This is a genomic window from Segatella copri (genome assembly GCF_949820605.1).
Lineage (GTDB): Bacteria > Bacteroidota > Bacteroidia > Bacteroidales > Bacteroidaceae > Prevotella.
In genome coordinates this window covers 967,997-986,119 of sequence record NZ_CATKVU010000006.1, presented here as the reverse complement: position 1 = coordinate 986,119, position 18,123 = coordinate 967,997, and the positions used below count along the sequence as shown (strand labels likewise).

Sequence of the window (18,123 nt, the reverse complement as noted above, 5' to 3'; positions counted from 1 at the left end):
AATAGCATCAATTTGTAAGAATGTGAAAAAAAAAGTGCAGAATTAACATTTAAAAGAGGTTATTTTTCAAAAAATATGTTATCTTTGCAAAAGATTTGGCAAGAACTTGAAGAAACATGCACAATAAAAAGCAAGAGCTTGCAGAAAAACTAGAAAAAGAATACGAGAAACAAAAAATAAACTTTATGCAAAAGAATCAGTTTACCCCTAGCGCTTGCCGCTGGATTTTGCTAGGTTGTTGCCTCACCCCCCCCCATCCCTTGCCTCGATACAGGCACAGAATGTGAATGGGAACGCAGCAGCCCAAACAGAAATTGCTGTTAAGCAAGGAGTGATAGAGGGAAAAGTTTTCGATAGCAGTGACCATGAACCCATGATTGGTGTAACCGTAGCTATCGAAGGTACAACCAACGCCGTAACGACAGACATCGATGGACACTTCGAACTGCCCGTTAGGAAGGAGTGCAACATCGTACTCTCCTTCATCGGCTACAAAAAGACAATAATCCGATTTACAGGCAGCAACCATGCCGACTTTGCCCGCATCATGATGAAATCTGAAGCCCAGAGTATCAAGGATGTGGTGGTTACAGGTGTATACCGACGCAAGAAGGAAAGCTTTACCGGTTCTTCGGCTACCTTCAAGGGCGATGAACTCAAGAGCGTGGGTGCACAGAACGTACTCCAGAGTCTGAAAACCCTGGACCCATCTTTCAAGATTATGGACAACGCACTCTCAGGATCTAACCCTAACAAGATGCCTGACGTGGAAATCCGAGGTAAGTCGAGCGTTGCCGGACTGAAGGAGGAATATGGTTCCGACCCTAACCAGCCACTCTTTATCCTGGATGGTTTCGAAACAACCCTGGAAACCGTGATGAACCTCAACATGAACCGCGTAGCATCGGTTACGCTGCTCAAAGATGCGGCATCTACAGCCATCTACGGTTCAAAAGCTGCCAATGGTGTGGTTGTCATCGAGACCAAGGCTCCGGTAAAGGGTAAGCTGCAGATTTCATATAAGGGCGACTACAGTCTGGATTTCGCTGACCTTTCAGACTACAATCTGATGAACTCCCGCGAAAAGCTGGAGTTCGAAAAACTGGCAGGCGTATACAAGGACAAGACCAACGATCCGTTCAACCAGATCAAGTTGGATAATCTCTACAATTCCCGTCTGCGCGATATCGAGCAGGGCGTAGATACCTACTGGCTCAGTGTGCCTCTGCGCACCGGATTCACCCATAAGCACAACGTATATGCCGAAGGTGGAGAAGGCAACGTGAGATACGGACTGGGGCTGAACTTCGGACAGGTGAACGGCGTAATGAAGGGCTCAGACCGCCAGACTCTGGGCGGAAACCTCGACCTGATTTACCGCACCGGCAAATTCCAGTTCAGTAACAAACTCTCCATCGACTATCTGGAGACCAACAACCCGACCGTTAGTTTCTCGGAATATGCCTATGCCAACCCATATTACAGAAAGTATGGTGCCGACGGCAAGATCAACAAGTATCTTTACTATCCGGAAGAGGGGCTGAATGACAACCCTGTATCAAACCCACTCTGGAATGCGCATCTCAACAACTACGACAAGGGACAGCGTTTCGGCTTTACCAACAACTTCATCGCCGAATGGTTTGCTACAGCTGATCTCCGTGTGCGTGGCAAATTCGGTATCACCAAGTATGATGATACCCAGGACAAGCGCCTTTCGCCAGAGCATACCGACTTTGATGACCAGGAAGCAACCCAGAAGGGACTATTCCAACACAGCCTGCAGAAATATCTCTACTACGAAGGCGACCTTTCTGCCACCTACGGAAAGCTGATAGCAGAGAAGCATCAGATAAACGCCGTATTGGGTTTCAACTTCAGCAATACCACCAGCAAGACCAATGGCTATTCAGCCACCGGTTTTACCGACGACCAGTTTGATGCCCCATCCTTTGCCAACAACTACCCTACAGGCGGCAAACCAAGCTACAGCGAAAGCATCAAGCATGCCTCCAGTTTCTATCTGAACGGTGGCTATGCCTACGACAACCGCTATCTGCTGGACTTCAACCTGCGCAACGATGGTGCCTCAATGTTTGGCACCGACAACCGGTTCCGTACCACCTGGTCAGTAGGTCTGGGTTGGAATATCCACAACGAAGAGTGGATGCAGGAGAACGGCATTTTCCAGATGCTCAAACTGCGTGCCTCTGTGGGTAATCCGGGCAACCAGAACTTCTCTGCCTACCAGGCCTATACCACCTATATGTTCAACAGTCTGATGACCAACGTATTCGGTACCGGTGTCATCATCAACAGCTTGGGCAACAACGATCTGGCATGGCAGGAGACCATCAACTACAACGTGGGAGCCGATATCACCACGCTGGGCAACCGTCTGAATCTGACGCTTGATTACTACATCAAGAACACCGACCCATTGCTCGCCATCATCACCACCCCAGGTTCTATGGGTGTAACGAGCGAGGCTCTGAATGCCGGTAAGCAGAAGACCAACGGATGGGAAGCCACCATCAAGTTCTCTCCTATTTATATGCCTCATGAGCGCATCAACTGGAATATCTCGCTGAGTGCCACCCACTCCAAGTCGAAATATGCCAACATCGGCAATGCCTTCAGCGCACTGAACGAGAGCGGAAAGACAGGACTCCACAACACCACCCGCTATTACGACGGCGGAAGTCCTACAGCCATCTGGGCAGTACGTTCAGCAGGCATCGATCCAGCTACCGGCAAGGAGCTGTTCATCAAGCGCGACGGCACCTATTCGTTTACCTATGATGCCAGCGACGAGGTAGTATGCGGCGATACCGAACCGGATGTAGAGGGACTGCTGGGAACCACCTTCTATTACAAGGGATTCTCATTCAGCTGTTTCTTCCGCTACCAGTATGGCGGCCAGCTCTTCAACAGTTCGCTCTTCGACAAGGTAGAGAACATCGGAACAGCCGACATCTACAACAACCAGGACCGCCGTGCCCTCTACGACCGCTGGAGCATCAACAACCGCAATGCCCAGTTCAAGGGCATCTCGATGGTACAGAAAACCGACAAGTCATCCCGCTTCGTAATGGATGAGAATACACTTACATGCGAGTCAATCAATCTGGGTTACGAATTCCCGCTCAACATCGCCAAGAAGTTTGGCATGCAAGCTCTTTCCGTTCAGGCCAACATGAACGACATCTTCCGTTGGTCAACTGTAAAGGCTGAGCGAGGCATCGACTATCCGTTTGCCCGTACCGTGTCATTCTCAATAGGTGCAACATTCTAAAAAGCAAGAAATGAAAAAGATATTATATACAATGATTTTAGCCTGCAGCACGCTGATGGTTTCGTGCGACAGCTGGTTGGAAGTGAAACCATACGACAAGATATCGGAGGGTGAACTTCAGAAATCAGAAGAAGGCTACCAGAAAATGCTCAACGGTATCTACATCGACCTCAACAGCGATGCACTCTACGGTCAGTCGCTGTCGGTAGAGATGATTGAGGTGATGGGTGGTGCATACGCCATCGGTACCGACAACAGTGTATGGGGCAACTACAAAGACCTCTCCAACTACCAGTATGGCACAGAATACTGGCGCAACCGCCTGGACCAGACCTGGAACAAGGCTTATGCGCTGATTCTGAACTGCAACAAGATTCTGGAAAGTATCGACCAGAACCAAGGTCTCTTTACAGGCGGCAACTATTATGCCGTAAAGGGAGAAGCACTGGCGCTGAGAGCGATGCTGCACTTCGACATGCTACGCCTCTTCGGTCCGGTTTATGCCAAGGACAGCGATAAGAAGGCGATACCTTATTATAATAAGCAGACCAACAGCCCGGAGCCTATCCTCACAGCCAAGGAGGTGGCGGAGAAGGTGGTTGCCGACCTGGAGGAAGCCCGCATCCTGCTTGCCAACGATCCGGTGAAAACAGAAGGAACCCTGATGAGCGGTTCGCAAGACGGTACGAGCAACTTCATGCGCTACCGTGCTCTCCGACTCAACTACTATGCCGTAGAGGCCCTTCTGGCTCGTGTGAATCTCTATATGGGCAATAAGACCGAGGCGTTCAAGTATGCCACCGATGTCATCAAGACAGCCGACCAGGGCATCTTCCCATTCGTAGACAAGAGTCTGGTTATAGGTTCGCCAGCCGACCCTGACCGCATCTTCTCTTCAGAGGTACTGTTTGCACTGACCAACACCAGCCGCAGCAAGATTCACAAGAATTTCTACGATCCGTCACGATTGCCAAACTATGTGTTCCGCATGGACGATAACCTGATGAGCAACATCGTGTATGGCGGTGCAGCAACAACCGGCGGCTATCAGGACGACTACCGTTACCGTGCCAACTGGATAGCAACAGGCAGCAACCGTTATTTCTACAAGTATAGCGATATGGTGGCTAACGGAAGCATCCAGAACACGATGATTCCGATGATACGTCTGGGTGAGATGTTCCTCATAGCAGCCGAGAGCCAGAGCGACGATCTGGCAAAGGGAGTACAGTATGTCAACGCCCTGCGCAGAAACCGTGGTGTAGCAAACCTTCAGACCCTGACTCCTGATTTACTGAAGTATGAGTACATCCGCGAGTTGTATGGCGAAGGCCAGCTGTTCTATCTCTACAAGCGATTGAACAGCGACATCATCACCTCTTCTAACGCGAACAAGAATCCAAAGGCAAGCGACCTCATCTTCGTGGTTCCACTGCCTGACTCTGAGACAGAGAACTAGTTAAGAGTTTATAGTTAAGACTAATTATATACGATTTTTATATGAAATATCAGATAAAGACTCTATTGATTGGAGCGATGGCAGCCCTATCTCTAGGCTCATGTAGCGAACAGGAACCGGATGTTTTTCAGAACATTAACGGCGTTTACCTGAACAATCGCTCCAACACCAATATCCTGCAGGCAAACACCAATGTGACCTTTGTCTATCAGAAAGGCGATGAGATGCAGGTGCCTGTCAAGATACAGCTGGTAGGCCGTCCTACAGACCACCCTCGCGAGATAGCCCTCACGGTTAGCTCGGAGGATGCACAGAAAGGCACAGACTACATCCTGCCTGAAAAGGCTGAGATGCCAGCGGGCGAAACCGTACTGGAATATATGATTACGCTGAAACGTACTGCCATCCTGAAAACTCAGGAGAAGCATATACAAGTAAGTCTGCAGCCTAACGAGAACTTCACTCTTCCTGTTACCGAAGAGACGACAGCCAACGGCGATGTGGTTTCTACCCTTTCTTATCAGATTATCTTCTCTGACAAGTTTACCACGGCACCAAAGGCATGGAAGACCGATCTGCTCGGCGATTTCACCCAGCAGAAGTTCGAACTGGCTTGCAAGGTACTCGATCTGGACCCAGCCGATTTCAACGACGATTCTAAGATGACGCTTGCCATGCAGAGCTATGTAAGTTCTGAGATGCGGAGCTATGTGAGAGAGCAGCAGAAACTTCGCAACAACGGCGAGGCATACGATACCGATGCATTCGATGCAAAGGGCAATGCGCTGGCTTTCTATGGAGAATAAAAAAAAACTGGAAGATTATGAGAAATTATAAAATAATGGCAGCGGCTCTGATGATGGCTACGATGATGGCAGGATGCTCGCAAGATGAGGGCAACTACGATTATCACAGTCTGAACGAGCCTACTATCACCGGCGTACCTGAGACCATCTCGGTACTCACCCATGCCAACATCGACCTCGACCCGAATTTGGGCGACAACATTACCGACCTCGATGCCTACAACTACGAGTGGAAGGTCATCAATAAGTCGAGCGACAACAAGGTGACCGTGCTTGGCAACGAAAAACATCTCGTGCAGGAAATGACGCTTCCTGCAGGAGAATATACCCTCTACTTCACCGCAACAGAGAAGAAGACCGGACTCTTCTGGCAGCAGAGCTATACACTCACCGTGAGCGATACCTCTTCAGAAGGCTGGATGGTGCTCTGTGATGTGAACGGCAAGACCCGTCTCGACATGATATCGAAGATTACAGGAAAGACCTATCTCGACATCCTCAAGAGCAGCGGAATGCCTGAGTTGAATCATCCATACAGCATCCAGTATGCGCCAAACAGCGGACATTCCGACTCTCCTTTCTATCTCTTTACTGCCGACGGAGCCACCCGTCTGTCAAAGAACAGTTTTGTATGGCAGAAGGATTACGACTTCAAGTACGAGGTAGCCAAGCAGACCAACCTGAAGCCACAGAGCATGGTATGCGACCAGAGCGGCATGATGAGAATGATTGTGAGCGACGGCTATGCATATTCGGCATCCAACATGGGTATTCAGGGACTCTTCGCTGCCGTCAACAAGCAGCCTGTTCTTGCACCAGCTGTAGGAGCCAACATCGGAGCATCCTCTTACGCATCCATCTATCTGCTTTATGATAATGTGAACAAGTGCTTCATGTCCTGCTGTCCATTCCTGCCGGGTCTTTCACTCTCTGATGTTTCCTATCACAGCATGAAGGATATGGAAGAGATAGCTACCGGATACAAGGGATCGGATATGGTTACAGGAAAAGCCTTCAGCGAATACCCTACAGGCATGGACTTTGTATATATGGAGAATACCAAGTACGACCCGGGAAATGCCAAGATGGGCATCACCTATACCATCCTGCGCAGCGGAAAGAAGTTTGAACTGTATGGCATTCAGCTGGGTGATATGCTCTGCTATGCCGACTGCACCTTTGCACTGGGTAAGGCTTACTACGGCGACTTGAGTGACTGCAAAGACATCGCCAATGCCTTTTGCTTCGCCTTCAGTTCGCAGAAGAACTACATGTATTATGCTGTAGGCGGTACCGTTTATCGCGTGAACCTCTCGGAGAAACCATTGAAGGCAGAGCGCCAGTTCAGTTTCAACGGCGAAACCATCACGATGATGAAGTTTAATTTCTATCAGAATTCAGCTTCAGCCCATGATTACGATCTCATCGTAGGTTCAGAGAACAGCAATGGTTCGGGTACACTCCGCATCTACGACGGCATGAGCGCAGAGGGCGATTTCTCTAAGGTTACACCTACCAGCTATTCAGGCTTCGGCAAGATAGTAGATGCTACTTACCGTGAGCGTACCAACTAATCATCAACTTTAAAAAAGAAAGTAAAAATGAAGAATAGAATATTATCATTGTTTCTGTTCCTGCTTGCTGCAGTGAACATGCACGCCGCTGAGGGCATCACCGTTAGATTTGACGTCAAGAATCCGGTGCTCTCCAATGTTGTACTCGTTTACCACATGAGCGTCAACGAATTTCCACTGACCGACGGAAAGGCTACCGTGCAGCTCGACGGCATGGATGCTCTCTATGCCAATGTTTATTATGGCGAGAAGACCAAGAACGTATATCTGCAGAAGGGCGACGATGTAACCATCTCGTTCGATGCCAACGATTTCGACAACACCTTCGCCGTGAAGGGCGGCAACGAGAAGGCTATCGATTACTTGAACAAGATTCAGTTAACCGGCTTGCCTAATGAGGCTTACATCCAGCCTTGGAGCGAGTTTAAGGCTACCGTTGACAAGAAGATAGCTTCGATGAAACGCCTGCTGAAGGCACGCAAGTTTGCTGCCGACGACAAATTCCTGAAGATGGAAGAAGGCAGAATCACCTACTTCTATGCCAATGCCTTCCTGATGTATCCGGTAAGTCATACTTATCTCACTCAGGATACCACTCTGGTATTGGGTAAGGACTATTACGATACCCTGCGCCAATATGTGAAGGAGGATGATGATCTCGCCGACAACGATGAGTATCGCAACTATATGATTGAGACAGCCCACGTATTTGATGAAGCGGGAAAGAACATCCGCCAACTCTATCCTAAGGTGCTTGCAGAGATGAGCTATATCGGCGAGAATACGAAGAGCGACAAGGTGCGCGAATCGCTGATTCATTTCCTGGCTTTCACCTATGTTGAAGGTAATGGCGTGGAGAACATCACCGATCTGCAGAATCTGTACTATACCTATGTTACATCGCCTCGCCTGAATGACATCTTCAAGAAGGCATGTGCCAAATGGGACAAAGCGGCTGTGGGGCGTCCATCACCTATGTTCAAGGGTGTGGATGTAAACGGCAAGGAGATGACGCTCCGTGATTTCCGTGGCAAGTACATATATATAGATATGTGGGCTACCTGGTGCGGACCATGCCAGAAAGAGTTGCCATTCCTCAAGAAACTGGAAGAGAAGTTCAAGGGCAGAAACATCGTTTTCGTAGGTCTTTCTATCGACCAGGACAAGGCGAAGTGGGCTGCCAGGGTGAAGAGCGGTGCACTGAGCGGTACACAACTTTATATCGGTAAGGGCAGCAAGTTCCAGAGCGATTACCGCATCAGCGGCATTCCTCGCTTCATCCTCCTCGATCCTAACGGCAGAATCGTGAATCCAGACATGACCCGTCCTTCAAGCGAGGACACAGAGAAGATTCTGAACAGTCAGCCTGGGTTGTAAGAATAGAGTTTAAAAACAATATATTTATTAATTTAAACACAGCAGTATGAAAAAATTGATTTCAATGATGTTGATGCTTTGTGCATTCATCACTTTCTCAGCGTGTTCGTCAGACGACGATGGTCCTACTAACCCAGTAAGCAATGCAGTGGTTCCAACTTCTGCAAAGATTGGTGCCGAAGTAACAGTACAGGGTAGCGGTTTCGCTGCTGGTCAGACTCTTTATCTCCAGCCAGAGCAGGGAACTGAGGTTAACACCAATGCCAAGATGACTTCTAACGGTGCAACCTTCACCATTCCTTACACCATGACTAAAGGTAAGGTAAACGTAGTATTGAAGACAGGTAATGATAGCTGGACATTGGGCAGCCTGACTCTTCTTGCAGCTGACAACCCAATCTCTACCTTGTCATTGCCAGGCGAGATGGGTATTGGCGAGGAAGTAACCCTTACCGGTATCGGTTTTGCCCAGGGCGACAAGATTGTAGTTGGTGACAAGAGATTAGAGACAACAGTTACAACTGATGGCATAAAGATTACTATTCCTGCTGATTTGGCAGAGGGCGAATATGCCGTATCTCTGGTTCGCGGCAATGCTTCTTGGGAGTTAGGTAAGGTATATGCCTTCCAGAAACGCCAGGTTGAGAGCATTACTGTATCAGATAATGCGGCACTCAACATGTATGCCCCTAACTTGGGCCTTACAGAAGGCGTTTTAACTCTCAACATGTCTTACAATGAAGATGGAACTCTCAAGGAAATTACTTCTAATGGTAGTCTTGGTTGGGTTTTCAATTACAACGGAAAAACTGTTTCTGTAGAGAATAATCCTTATACTTATACTCTTGATGATCAGGGTCGCGTTATCAGCAGTACAGTTATAGATATGATGACAGGCGAAAAGGCAACTTATACTTGGAGCTACGATGCAAACGGTTACCTCACAAGCGTTAAGCAGGTAGGTGCAGCAGATGACGCTGATGTAAATTTCCTGAGCACTTATACTGATGGCAACTTGTCTGCATATACTCTAAGCTTAACTAACGAGTTCACAACAAATAAGAGTATCCGTACATGCCCAAACACCGTAGAGCCTTATTATTTGCTGAACACCTTTAGCTGGTTAATGAGCCGTGATGACTTATTCCTTGGTTTCCTTCTCAACCGCAACGTAAAGGTATCTACCTATGTTCCAAATCAGGTAGTTGCTGATGATCTGGATATGGAGACAGGAGAAATGATCAAAGCCACAACAGGTATTGAGAGTTCATTTGAGAACAACGCTTTGACCATACAGAGCACAGGTGCTGCCATTTCACAGGCACAAGGCATTTATGCCAACAAGGTAGTTGTCAAGTACAAGAACAAGTAATCGGTTAAGCCTTTACAAATCGCTTAAACGATACATAATAATCAAAGCCCGACAGGAAGCAGCAACGCTCTCCTATCGGGCTTTAATTATTGTGTAAAGAAGAGACATTCAAAAAAAAATATGGAAAAGGCTTGCAAGTTTCGGAATATTGGCGTATATTTGCAGAAAAAAAAGAAAGGCTTATGAAATATTTGGATCCTAAGGCCGATTTGACCTTCAAAAAAGTGTTTGGCGAACATCCCGAGTTGGTAAAAAGTTTGCTTAACGCCCTTCTTCCTTTTAAGAGTGAGGAAGAGGAAATCACTTCTGTGACATATCTTACGCCTGAAATGGTTCCCCAGACACCCACGCGAAAATATAGCATAGTGGATGTGAGATGCGAGGATGCCCAGGGACGTCAGTTTATTGTAGAAATGCAGATGGTTTGGTCTGCAGAGTTTAAGCAGCGAGTTCTCTTCAATGCTTCCAAGGCATATGTAAAGCAGCTAAACAGGGGAGAAGATTATTCTCTTCTGAAGCCAGTTTATTCTCTCAACTTGGTTAATGAAGTATTTGAGCCTGAACTGGATGATTATTACCACTATTACCATCTTGTACATGAGGAACATACCGAAAAAGTAATTGATGGTTTGCATCTGGTATTTGTAGAGTTGCCGAAATTTACGCCTCATACGTTTACAGAGAAGAAAATGCAGGTTTTATGGCTTAGGTATCTGACAGAAATTGATGAGAAAACGAAGGAAGTTCCGGCAGAACTGCTGGCAAATCCGGAGATAGCCAAAGCCGTATCAGAGATTGAAGAATCAGCCTATACCGAGGAGGAACTTCTGGGTTATGATGAATTCTGGGATATGGTGAGCGTAGAGAAGACGCTTGCCGGCAGGTTGGAGCGTTTGACGAAAGCTAATGATGATACTGAGGAGAAACTTAAGGCAACCTCTAGTCAGTTGGAGGCAACGTCTAGTCAGCTGGAGGCAACGTCTAGTCAGCTGGAGGCAACATCTAGTCAGCTGGAGGCAACATCTAGTCAGCTGGAGGCAACATCTAGTCAGTTAAAAGAAGCTGAGGAGCAGAGAAAAGAAGCTGAGGAGCAGAGAAAGGAAGCTGAGGAGCAGAGAAAAGAAGCTGAGGAGCAGAGAAAGGAAGCTGAGGAGCAATTAAAAAGAGCTAATGAGGAAAAATTGCAATCAGCCAAAAAACTTCTACAGGCTGGAGTATCAGCTGATATTGTGGCAAGTACTCTTAACTTAAGTATGGATGAAATAAAAATTCACTAACTTTGCATCAGATATATACATTAGAATTCTTTACAAACAATAAAATGGAGAATAAAATAACGACAATGGAGCGGGGAATGCAGCGACGCACCGAACTGCTCCTGGGAAAGGATAATCTTGAGAAAATTCAGAAGGCAAGAGTGCTCATCTTCGGTATCGGAGGAGTAGGATCATGGTGCGCAGAAGGACTCCTGAGAAGCGGCGTGAGAAACATCACAATCGTAGACAGCGACAGGGTATGCGTAACCAACTGCAACCGCCAGCTGATGGCTACAAGCCGAACCATAGGCGAAGTGAAGGTAGAGGCGCTGCGCAACCGACTGCTCGAAATCAACCCCGATGCCAACATCACAGCCTATCAGAAAATATATCAGGCAGAAACTGCCGATGAATTCCACATGGAGCAATACGACATCATCATCGATGCCATCGACTCGCTGAAGGATAAGGCTGACCTCATTCTGCGTGCCACTGCCCTGCCTAAGGAAATCACCTTTATATCTTCTATGGGAGCTGCCCTGCGCACCGACCCCTTCAAGGTAAGAAAATCTGAATTCTGGAAGGTGGATGGAGACCCGCTGGCAAGAGCACTGCGAAAGAAATTCAAGAAGAACAAAACCTTCCCACGACGAAAATTCCAGTGCGTATACAGTGAAGAAAAGCCGATGCAGAACCAGGGGGTGAACAAAGCCTGCGGCACGGGCGGATGCCTATGCCCGAAAGCCAAACTCATTAGCGGAGAGAGGGGTACTGATACTGCCGTATATGATGCTCCGGGCGACCAGCGACTGGTAGAACACGAATGGTGCTCTACTAAGGCACAGATCAACGGTTCGCTCTGTCACATCACCGCAACCTTCGGAATGGCTATCGCAGGAATGGTCATCAACCACATCATTGAATAACTATTTTCTTTACAACAGTCACTTGAAAAGAAACTTACAAAACATACCGCAAAAGGCGAGGCGCTTTCACAAGCTCCCCGCCTTTAACCTATTAGCTAGAAGATTATAGCTAACAACTAACACAAAACCTTATAACTATTTTTCTAATCTTAATCGTTATTTGAACCTATGAACGAACATTTTTTTTAAATTAGAGGATAGTCTTAACTGCCTCCAGCATGCCCTTCTCCTGAATAAGGTCAAGATCTTTCTTAACCAACTCGGTAAGGCCAGGAACTGTCTTGTTCAAATCCTCGTGCCAGATATAGTCGAAGCCCAATACGCCCTCAGCTACCTTCTGGGTATCGCCAGTAGCCCAAAGCTCGGTGAGCTTGTCCATAATCTTCTGGTCATCGTTTGGCTGGATAGGAGCACCATCCTCGCGAACACCACCCTTATAGTAAGTGATGATAGCTGCGAGACCGAATACCAAACCCTGTGGCAACTCGCCCTTACGCTCAAGATAAATCTTGACACCAGGCAGGTCGCGAGTCTCAAACTTAGGGAATGAGTTGAGCATGATGCTGGTTACCTGATGATCTACGAATGGATTCTCGAAACGCTCCAATACGTCAGAAGCGAACTTCTGCAGCTCATCCATAGGGAGGTTCAGAGTCTGCATCAACTCCTCAAACTGTACCTTGTGGATGTACTTGCCCAATACTGGGTGCTCGCAGGCATCGCGAACAATGTTTACACCGCTGAGGTATGTAACAGGGCTCAATACGGTGTGAGGACCATTCAGCAGGGTAACCTTACGCTCGTGGTATGGCTTCTCATTATCTGTGATAAGCACGTGGAGACCTGCCTTATGAGCTGGGAACTCCTCCTGCATCTGCTCTACTGTCATATTTTCTGCCTTCTCGATAACCCAGAGGTGGAAGCTTTCTGCCTTAACCACGAGGTTGTCCTTGTAGCAAACCTTCTGCTGAATCTCCTTGATGGTATCGCGTGGGAAACCAGGAACGATGCGGTCTACCAATGTAGCGCAAACGTAGCAGTGGTTGGTGAACCACTCCTTGAAGCCTTCGTAATCAGCACCCATATCGCCCTTCCAGAGCTCGATATACTGATAGATGCACTCCTTGAGGTGGTGACCGTTCAGGAAGATCAGCTCACAAGGCATCAGGATCATACCCTTGGTTGGGTCGCCCTCGAAGAACTTGTAGCGGTGGAACAAGAGCTGAACCAACTTGCCTGGATAAGAAGCAGCAGGAGCATCTGTAAACTTGCAAGAGTCATCGAATGCGATACCAGCCTCTGTAGTGTTAGAGATGATGAAACGCACCTCTGGCTGCTCAGCCAAAGCCATGAATGCCTGGTTCTGAGAATATGGATTCAGTGCACGGCTGATAACGTCGATACGCTCCAATGTGTTGATAGCCTGGCCGTTCTCCTTACCCTGAAGGTTTACGTGATAGAGGCAGTCCTGACCGTTCAGCCAGTCAACCATACCACCAGCCAATGGCTGAACTACAACGACAGAACCGTTGAAGTCGGTCTTCTTATTCATATTCCATACAATCCAATCTACGAATGCACGGAGGAAGTTACCTTCACCAAACTGAATGATTTTCTCTGGAGCGACGCTCTTAGGAGCAGTGCGCTTGTTTAATGCTTTTAGCTCTTTCATGATTTGTTTATTTTGTCTTTATTATTTTACTTTTCGTTTTAAATTCCAATCTATTCATCAGATTGTTTTTTCTGAGTGCAAAGGTAGTAAATATTTCGTTTGATTGTTCCAAAAACAGCGAAAAACTTTACGCAAACCTTTACGCTCCACTCTGGTTCTATACCTTATTATATATAGACTGCGCAGGCACAAAATAAAGAAGTAGGGATTTTCCCCCACCCCTTTAGGGGAAATCCCGACCGTGGAAGCAAAAAACATCGTATCTTTGCACCAGAAAAAAGAAACATGAAGTATAACAATTTAAAGATATACGATTATGAAACGAATGATAATAACTCTGGTAGCCATGTTCATGATGACATTCACTACTGCTTCTGCAATGAGTTATGAGCAGGCAAGACAGCAGGCTCTCTTCCTGACAGACAAGATGGCTTACGAGCTCAATCTTACGGAAGACCAGTATGAGGCAGCTTACGAGGTGAACCTCGACTACCTGATGAGTGTAGATACATACGATGACCTGTATGGTGCTTACTGGCGCCAGCGCAATATGGATTTGAGCTATATCCTGCTCGACTGGCAGTATAGAACATATCTCAATGCCACCTATTTCTACCGTCCGCTCTACTGGAATGCGGGCTACTGGCACTTCGGCATCTACGCCCGCTATCCTCGCCGCGACTATTTCTACTTCGGTCGCCCTCACTTCTACGTATCTTACCGTGGAGCTCATAGCTGGCGAGTAAACGGAAACAGAAGCTGGTATTACGGAAGAAGTTTCGGCGGCCCTCACCCTGGTGGACATCCTAGAGTAGGTATGAGAGACGGATTCAACCGTGGTGATTACGGCAGAGGAAGATCTTTCGGAAATCTGAACCGCGAGAACAGACCTCAGATGAACCCAAACTGTGGTTTCGGTAATGCAAGCCGCCCTAACAACAACGCTGGCTTCGGAAACAGCAACCGCCCTCAGAACGGAGGCTTCGGAAATAACAACGGAGGTTTCGGCAATAGCAATAGCCGCCCTAACCGCGGGTTCGGCAGCAGCAACAGCAGCACTAGCAACAACCGTGGTTTCGGAAACAGCAGCCGTCAGAGCAACAGCAGCTTCGGAAGCGGAAGAAGTAATATCTTCGGAGGCAACCGCAGCAGCATGAGCCGTTCATTCAGCAGCGGGTCTGGCAACCGTGGCGGCGGATTCACCCCTCGCTCTTCTACACCAAGCAAGAGCAATGGCGGTGGAAGCTTCGGACACAGAAGATAAGAAAAGAGAAAGAGTTAAAATTTCAAGTTTATAAAGACAGAGAGTTAAGAAAAATCAAGACCTCAAGTAAGAGAGTAAGAAAATCAAGACCTCAAGCAAGAGAGTAAGAAAAATCAAGTACAAAAAATGGGAATTTGCATCGGTTTATACCATTCGCAAATTCCCATTATTATTTTATCAACTTTCAGTAAAAGTTTTACTCCAATCCGAAGAGCGATTTCAAACCGCCATCTACGCCCGAGAATCCCATGAAGGCGAGGCTGAGGAGCGCTGCAGTTACCATGACGATAGCTACGCCCTGCATGCCCTTAGGAATACGGACCAAAGCCTGCTGCTCGCGAATGCCGGCAAAGACAATGAGAGCCAGGGCAAAGCCGAGAGCGGTAGAGAAGGCGTAAACCACGCTCTCTAGCAGATTGTAATCCTTCTGGATAACCAGGATGGCTACACCCAGCACGGCACAGTTGGTAGTAATCAAAGGCAGGAAGATACCGAGTGCCTGATAAAGTGCAGGCGAAACCTTCTTCAGGATAATCTCTACCATCTGAACCAAGGCTGCAATCACGAGGATGAATGCCAGGGTCTGGAGATATTGCAATCCGAACGGATCGAGTACATACTTCTGAACACACCAGGTAATGATGGTTGCCAGGGTCAAGACAAAAGCGATGGCACCACCCATACCGATGGCTGTATCAACTTTCTTCGATACGCCCAGGAATGGACAGATACCGAGAAACTGCGACAAGACGATGTTGTTGACGAATATCGCAGAGATAAATATCAATAAATATTCCATAATTTCTATTTTATTTCATTGATTTGAAGCGATGCCTACGCTTACTTCTTTACCTTATTAAATATAGCAATGATGTAACCCAAGGTGAGGAAAGCTCCAGGAGGCAGGATGAACATCAGAATGTTGGTAGTCTCCGGCAACAGAGTGATACCGAATACACTACCTGCGCCGAGAATCTCGCGGGCACTACCCAGTATGGTCAAACCGAGGGTGAAACCCAAACCGCAACCAATGCCATCGAAGAGGCTGGCAATAGGCGAATTCTTGGCAGCAAAGCTCTCTGCTCTACCCAGGATGATACAGTTTACTACAATCAGCGGAATATAAATACCCAGCGCCTGATTGATGCTGTCGGGAGCATAAGCGCTCATCAACATCTGAAGGATGGTTACGAAGGCTGCAATCACTACGATGAAAACAGGGATGCGAACCATATCCGGGGTAATCTTCTTGATACAGGAAATAACAAAGTTGGTACAAATCAGCACCGCCATGGTAGCCAATCCCATAGAGAGACCGTTGATGGCGCTGGTTGTTGTAGCCAAAGTAGGACACATACCGAGAAGCAACACGAAGGTTGGATTCTCCTTGATGAGTCCGTTCATCAAAATCTTAACATTACTCATATCGGTTTATCCTTTCTTTTCGTTATGTTCAACTTTAGATGTACCACTCTCTGCATCTGCTTTCTGAGATGCACCGCTCTCGCCGTCAACATTCTTCTTGGCATAAACGGCATAAGCCTGATTGATAGCCTTGAGGAAGGCGCGGCTGGTAATGGTAGAAGCGGTGATGGCATCTACTGCATTGCCACTCTTATCGTCCTTGCTTACGTGGAGATCGCCATCCTTTGGAGTCTTGCCGATGATGCTACCCTTTCCGTCCTTCTGGAACCAGGTAGCAGCCTTGGCACCCAGACCAGGAGTCTCTGAAGCCTGAAGCACGGTATAACCCATAATCTTTCCCTCAGTATCGAAGCCTACGAGCACCTTCAGATCGCCACCGAAACCACCGGTAGTACTCTCTACGGCAGCACCCAGCTGCTTGCCGCTCTTGTCTGAGCACTTGTGGATGGTGAAAGAGAATTCCTTACCACCAAACTCCTGCTTCACCTCTTCAGGTTCAGCCACCTGGAGTTCTTCAGTACCCATCACACTCTTGATACCGGCAGCCAGACTCTGTGCAGCCTTCTCGGCGATAGGACCAGATGTAAGATGATTGATATATGCAAGAACAGCACCTACGATGAGCGCTACGCCCACCAGCACAAGCACCATGTTCTTTAATGATGATTCTAATTTCTGCATGTCTCTGTCCTCCTTATTTCTTAGCAGCCTTCTCACCGAAGCGCTTTGGTTTAACGTATGTGTTAATAAGAGGTGTGAACGCATTCATGATAAGAATGGCGAACGACATACCTTCAGGATAGCTACCCCAGTTACGGATGATGATGGTCAGCAGACCGATGCATACACCATAGATAAGCATGCCCTTGTGAGTCATTGGAGAGGTTACATAATCAGTAGCCATGAAGATGGCACCGAGCATCAGACCACCACTGAAGATGACAGCCAGAGGATTGGCATAAACAGGATTAGCCAAATGCATCAAACCGCTGAATACGAATACTGTAGCGATGATACTGACAGGAATATGCCAGGTGATGATTTTCTTCCAGAGCATGTAAGCCAAACCGAGCAAGAGCGCAACAGCACAAACCTCACCGGTAGTTCCGGCACCGAAAGTATCGCCTGTAGCACCGAAGAGCAGGCTCAGCGCATCAGGCAACTGGTTGAGAACTGAAGCATCGCCCGTCTTGATGGCTGTCTTCATGATAGCCAGCGGAGTAGCACCCGTTGTTGCATCTGTATAGCTGAGCATCTGTCCGGCAACAGGCCATGAAGTCATCTGAGCAGGGAAGCTGACGAGCAGGAAGCAACGTCCAACCAGCGCAGGATTGAAAGGATTGTTACCCAGACCGCCGAAGCTCATCTTACCTACACCGATGGCAAACAGGGCACCGATGATGATGAGCCAGAGAGGAAGGTTACTAGGCAAGTTCATGCCGAGCAAGAGACCGGTAATGATGGCAGAACCATCGAGCAAGCTGGTCTCCTCCTTCAGGAGATATTTTGTAATTGCCCACTCAAAGAAGACGCAGGCTGCCACAGAGGTGAGCAGTACGACTGCTGAACCCAAGCCGAAGAAATAGAAAGATGCGAGGATGGCAGGCACGAGAGCGATAATCACTCCGTACATGTTCTTCTCTACGCTCTCATTTCCATGAGCATGTGGCGATAATGAAACGATTAATTTTCCCATT

13 protein-coding genes and 1 pseudogene are annotated in these 18,123 nt (G+C 47.6%); 9 read left to right on the top strand and 5 right to left on the bottom strand.

All coding sequences use genetic code 11. From position 1 onward, the window contains the following. Positions 1-283 precede the first annotated feature (283 nt). From RCO84_RS05135 to RCO84_RS05100, 8 genes and pseudogenes are all read left to right on the top strand, one after another. Positions 284-3,295 (top strand): SusC/RagA family TonB-linked outer membrane protein, encoded by a 3,012-nt coding sequence (locus tag RCO84_RS05135; RefSeq protein WP_317584188.1) that lies wholly within the window; start codon positions 284-286, stop codon positions 3,293-3,295. A gap of 10 nt (positions 3,296-3,305) precedes the next feature. Then, complete coding sequence (locus RCO84_RS05130; RefSeq protein WP_287819498.1) at positions 3,306-4,754, top strand: RagB/SusD family nutrient uptake outer membrane protein; 1,449 nt, start codon at positions 3,306-3,308, stop codon at positions 4,752-4,754. Between the two features lie 41 nt (positions 4,755-4,795). After that, the gene (locus RCO84_RS05125) at positions 4,796-5,560 is read left to right on the top strand and encodes a DUF4843 domain-containing protein (RefSeq protein WP_317584186.1); all 765 of its coding nucleotides are present in this window, start codon (positions 4,796-4,798) and stop codon (positions 5,558-5,560) included. A gap of 17 nt (positions 5,561-5,577) precedes the next feature. Continuing rightward, positions 5,578-7,134, top strand: a complete 1,557-nt coding sequence (locus RCO84_RS05120) for a PKD-like family lipoprotein (protein ID WP_317584185.1) — start codon at positions 5,578-5,580, stop codon at positions 7,132-7,134. Positions 7,135-7,161: 27 nt separating this feature from the next. Next, a complete protein-coding gene (locus tag RCO84_RS05115) occupies positions 7,162-8,511 on the top strand; it encodes a TlpA family protein disulfide reductase (RefSeq protein ID WP_317584184.1) in 1,350 nt (449 codons plus the stop codon). Between the two features lie 46 nt (positions 8,512-8,557). Then, entirely contained in the window at positions 8,558-9,883 is a 1,326-nt protein-coding gene (locus tag RCO84_RS05110) for an IPT/TIG domain-containing protein (RefSeq protein ID WP_317584183.1), read from the top strand. Positions 9,884-10,065: 182 nt separating this feature from the next. Further along, a pseudogene (locus RCO84_RS05105) lies at positions 10,066-10,768 on the top strand (Rpn family recombination-promoting nuclease/putative transposase); the annotation flags it as partial. A gap of 436 nt (positions 10,769-11,204) precedes the next feature. Further along, entirely contained in the window at positions 11,205-12,065 is an 861-nt protein-coding gene (locus tag RCO84_RS05100; RefSeq protein ID WP_264904473.1) for a tRNA threonylcarbamoyladenosine dehydratase, read from the top strand. A 190-nt stretch (positions 12,066-12,255) separates the two neighbouring features. Here RCO84_RS05100 and RCO84_RS05095 read toward each other — a convergent pair whose 3' ends face one another. Continuing rightward, positions 12,256-13,737, bottom strand: coding sequence for a tagaturonate reductase (locus RCO84_RS05095; RefSeq protein WP_317584182.1), 1,482 nt, complete (start codon positions 13,735-13,737; stop codon positions 12,256-12,258). Between the two features lie 316 nt (positions 13,738-14,053). On the opposite strand from RCO84_RS05095, the gene RCO84_RS05090 reads away from it, so the two are divergent. After that, positions 14,054-15,001: a hypothetical protein gene (locus RCO84_RS05090; protein ID WP_317584179.1), complete on the top strand. Its 948-nt coding sequence runs from the start codon at positions 14,054-14,056 to the stop codon at positions 14,999-15,001. 196 nt (positions 15,002-15,197) lie between these two features. Here RCO84_RS05090 and rsxA read toward each other — a convergent pair whose 3' ends face one another. From rsxA to RCO84_RS05070, 4 genes are read right to left on the bottom strand one after another with little or no spacing between them, the layout of a single operon-like run. Then, positions 15,198-15,800, bottom strand: a complete 603-nt coding sequence (gene rsxA / locus RCO84_RS05085; protein WP_006848658.1) for an electron transport complex subunit RsxA — start codon at positions 15,798-15,800, stop codon at positions 15,198-15,200. 41 nt (positions 15,801-15,841) lie between these two features. Continuing rightward, positions 15,842-16,426, bottom strand: coding sequence for an electron transport complex subunit RsxE (gene rsxE, locus RCO84_RS05080; protein ID WP_022121864.1), 585 nt, complete (start codon positions 16,424-16,426; stop codon positions 15,842-15,844). A gap of 6 nt (positions 16,427-16,432) precedes the next feature. Next, positions 16,433-17,107, bottom strand: coding sequence for an RnfABCDGE type electron transport complex subunit G (locus tag RCO84_RS05075; protein ID WP_317584177.1), 675 nt, complete (start codon positions 17,105-17,107; stop codon positions 16,433-16,435). Positions 17,108-17,120: 13 nt separating this feature from the next. Next, positions 17,121-18,122: an RnfABCDGE type electron transport complex subunit D gene (locus RCO84_RS05070; RefSeq protein ID WP_317584174.1), complete on the bottom strand. Its 1,002-nt coding sequence runs from the start codon at positions 18,120-18,122 to the stop codon at positions 17,121-17,123. Position 18,123: the final 1 nt, after the last annotated feature.

What these genes read in the sequence shown, in the direction of transcription:
- RCO84_RS05075 (WP_317584177.1), bottom strand. Translation starts at nt 17,107, where the DNA reads ATGCAGAAATTAGAATCATCATTAAAGAACATGGTGCTTGTGCTGGTG.
- RCO84_RS05090 (WP_317584179.1), top strand. Translation starts at nt 14,054, where the DNA reads ATGAAACGAATGATAATAACTCTGGTAGCCATGTTCATGATGACATTC.
- RCO84_RS05130 (WP_287819498.1), top strand. Translation starts at nt 3,306, where the DNA reads ATGAAAAAGATATTATATACAATGATTTTAGCCTGCAGCACGCTGATG.
- rsxA (WP_006848658.1), bottom strand. Translation starts at nt 15,800, where the DNA reads ATGGAATATTTATTGATATTTATCTCTGCGATATTCGTCAACAACATC.
- rsxE (WP_022121864.1), bottom strand. Translation starts at nt 16,426, where the DNA reads ATGAGTAATGTTAAGATTTTGATGAACGGACTCATCAAGGAGAATCCA.
- RCO84_RS05120 (WP_317584185.1), top strand. Translation starts at nt 5,578, where the DNA reads ATGAGAAATTATAAAATAATGGCAGCGGCTCTGATGATGGCTACGATG.
- RCO84_RS05125 (WP_317584186.1), top strand. Translation starts at nt 4,796, where the DNA reads ATGAAATATCAGATAAAGACTCTATTGATTGGAGCGATGGCAGCCCTA.
- RCO84_RS05115 (WP_317584184.1), top strand. Translation starts at nt 7,162, where the DNA reads ATGAAGAATAGAATATTATCATTGTTTCTGTTCCTGCTTGCTGCAGTG.
- RCO84_RS05070 (WP_317584174.1), bottom strand. Translation starts at nt 18,122, where the DNA reads ATGGGAAAATTAATCGTTTCATTATCGCCACATGCTCATGGAAATGAG.
- RCO84_RS05100 (WP_264904473.1), top strand. Translation starts at nt 11,205, where the DNA reads ATGGAGAATAAAATAACGACAATGGAGCGGGGAATGCAGCGACGCACC.
- RCO84_RS05095 (WP_317584182.1), bottom strand. Translation starts at nt 13,737, where the DNA reads ATGAAAGAGCTAAAAGCATTAAACAAGCGCACTGCTCCTAAGAGCGTC.
- RCO84_RS05110 (WP_317584183.1), top strand. Translation starts at nt 8,558, where the DNA reads ATGAAAAAATTGATTTCAATGATGTTGATGCTTTGTGCATTCATCACT.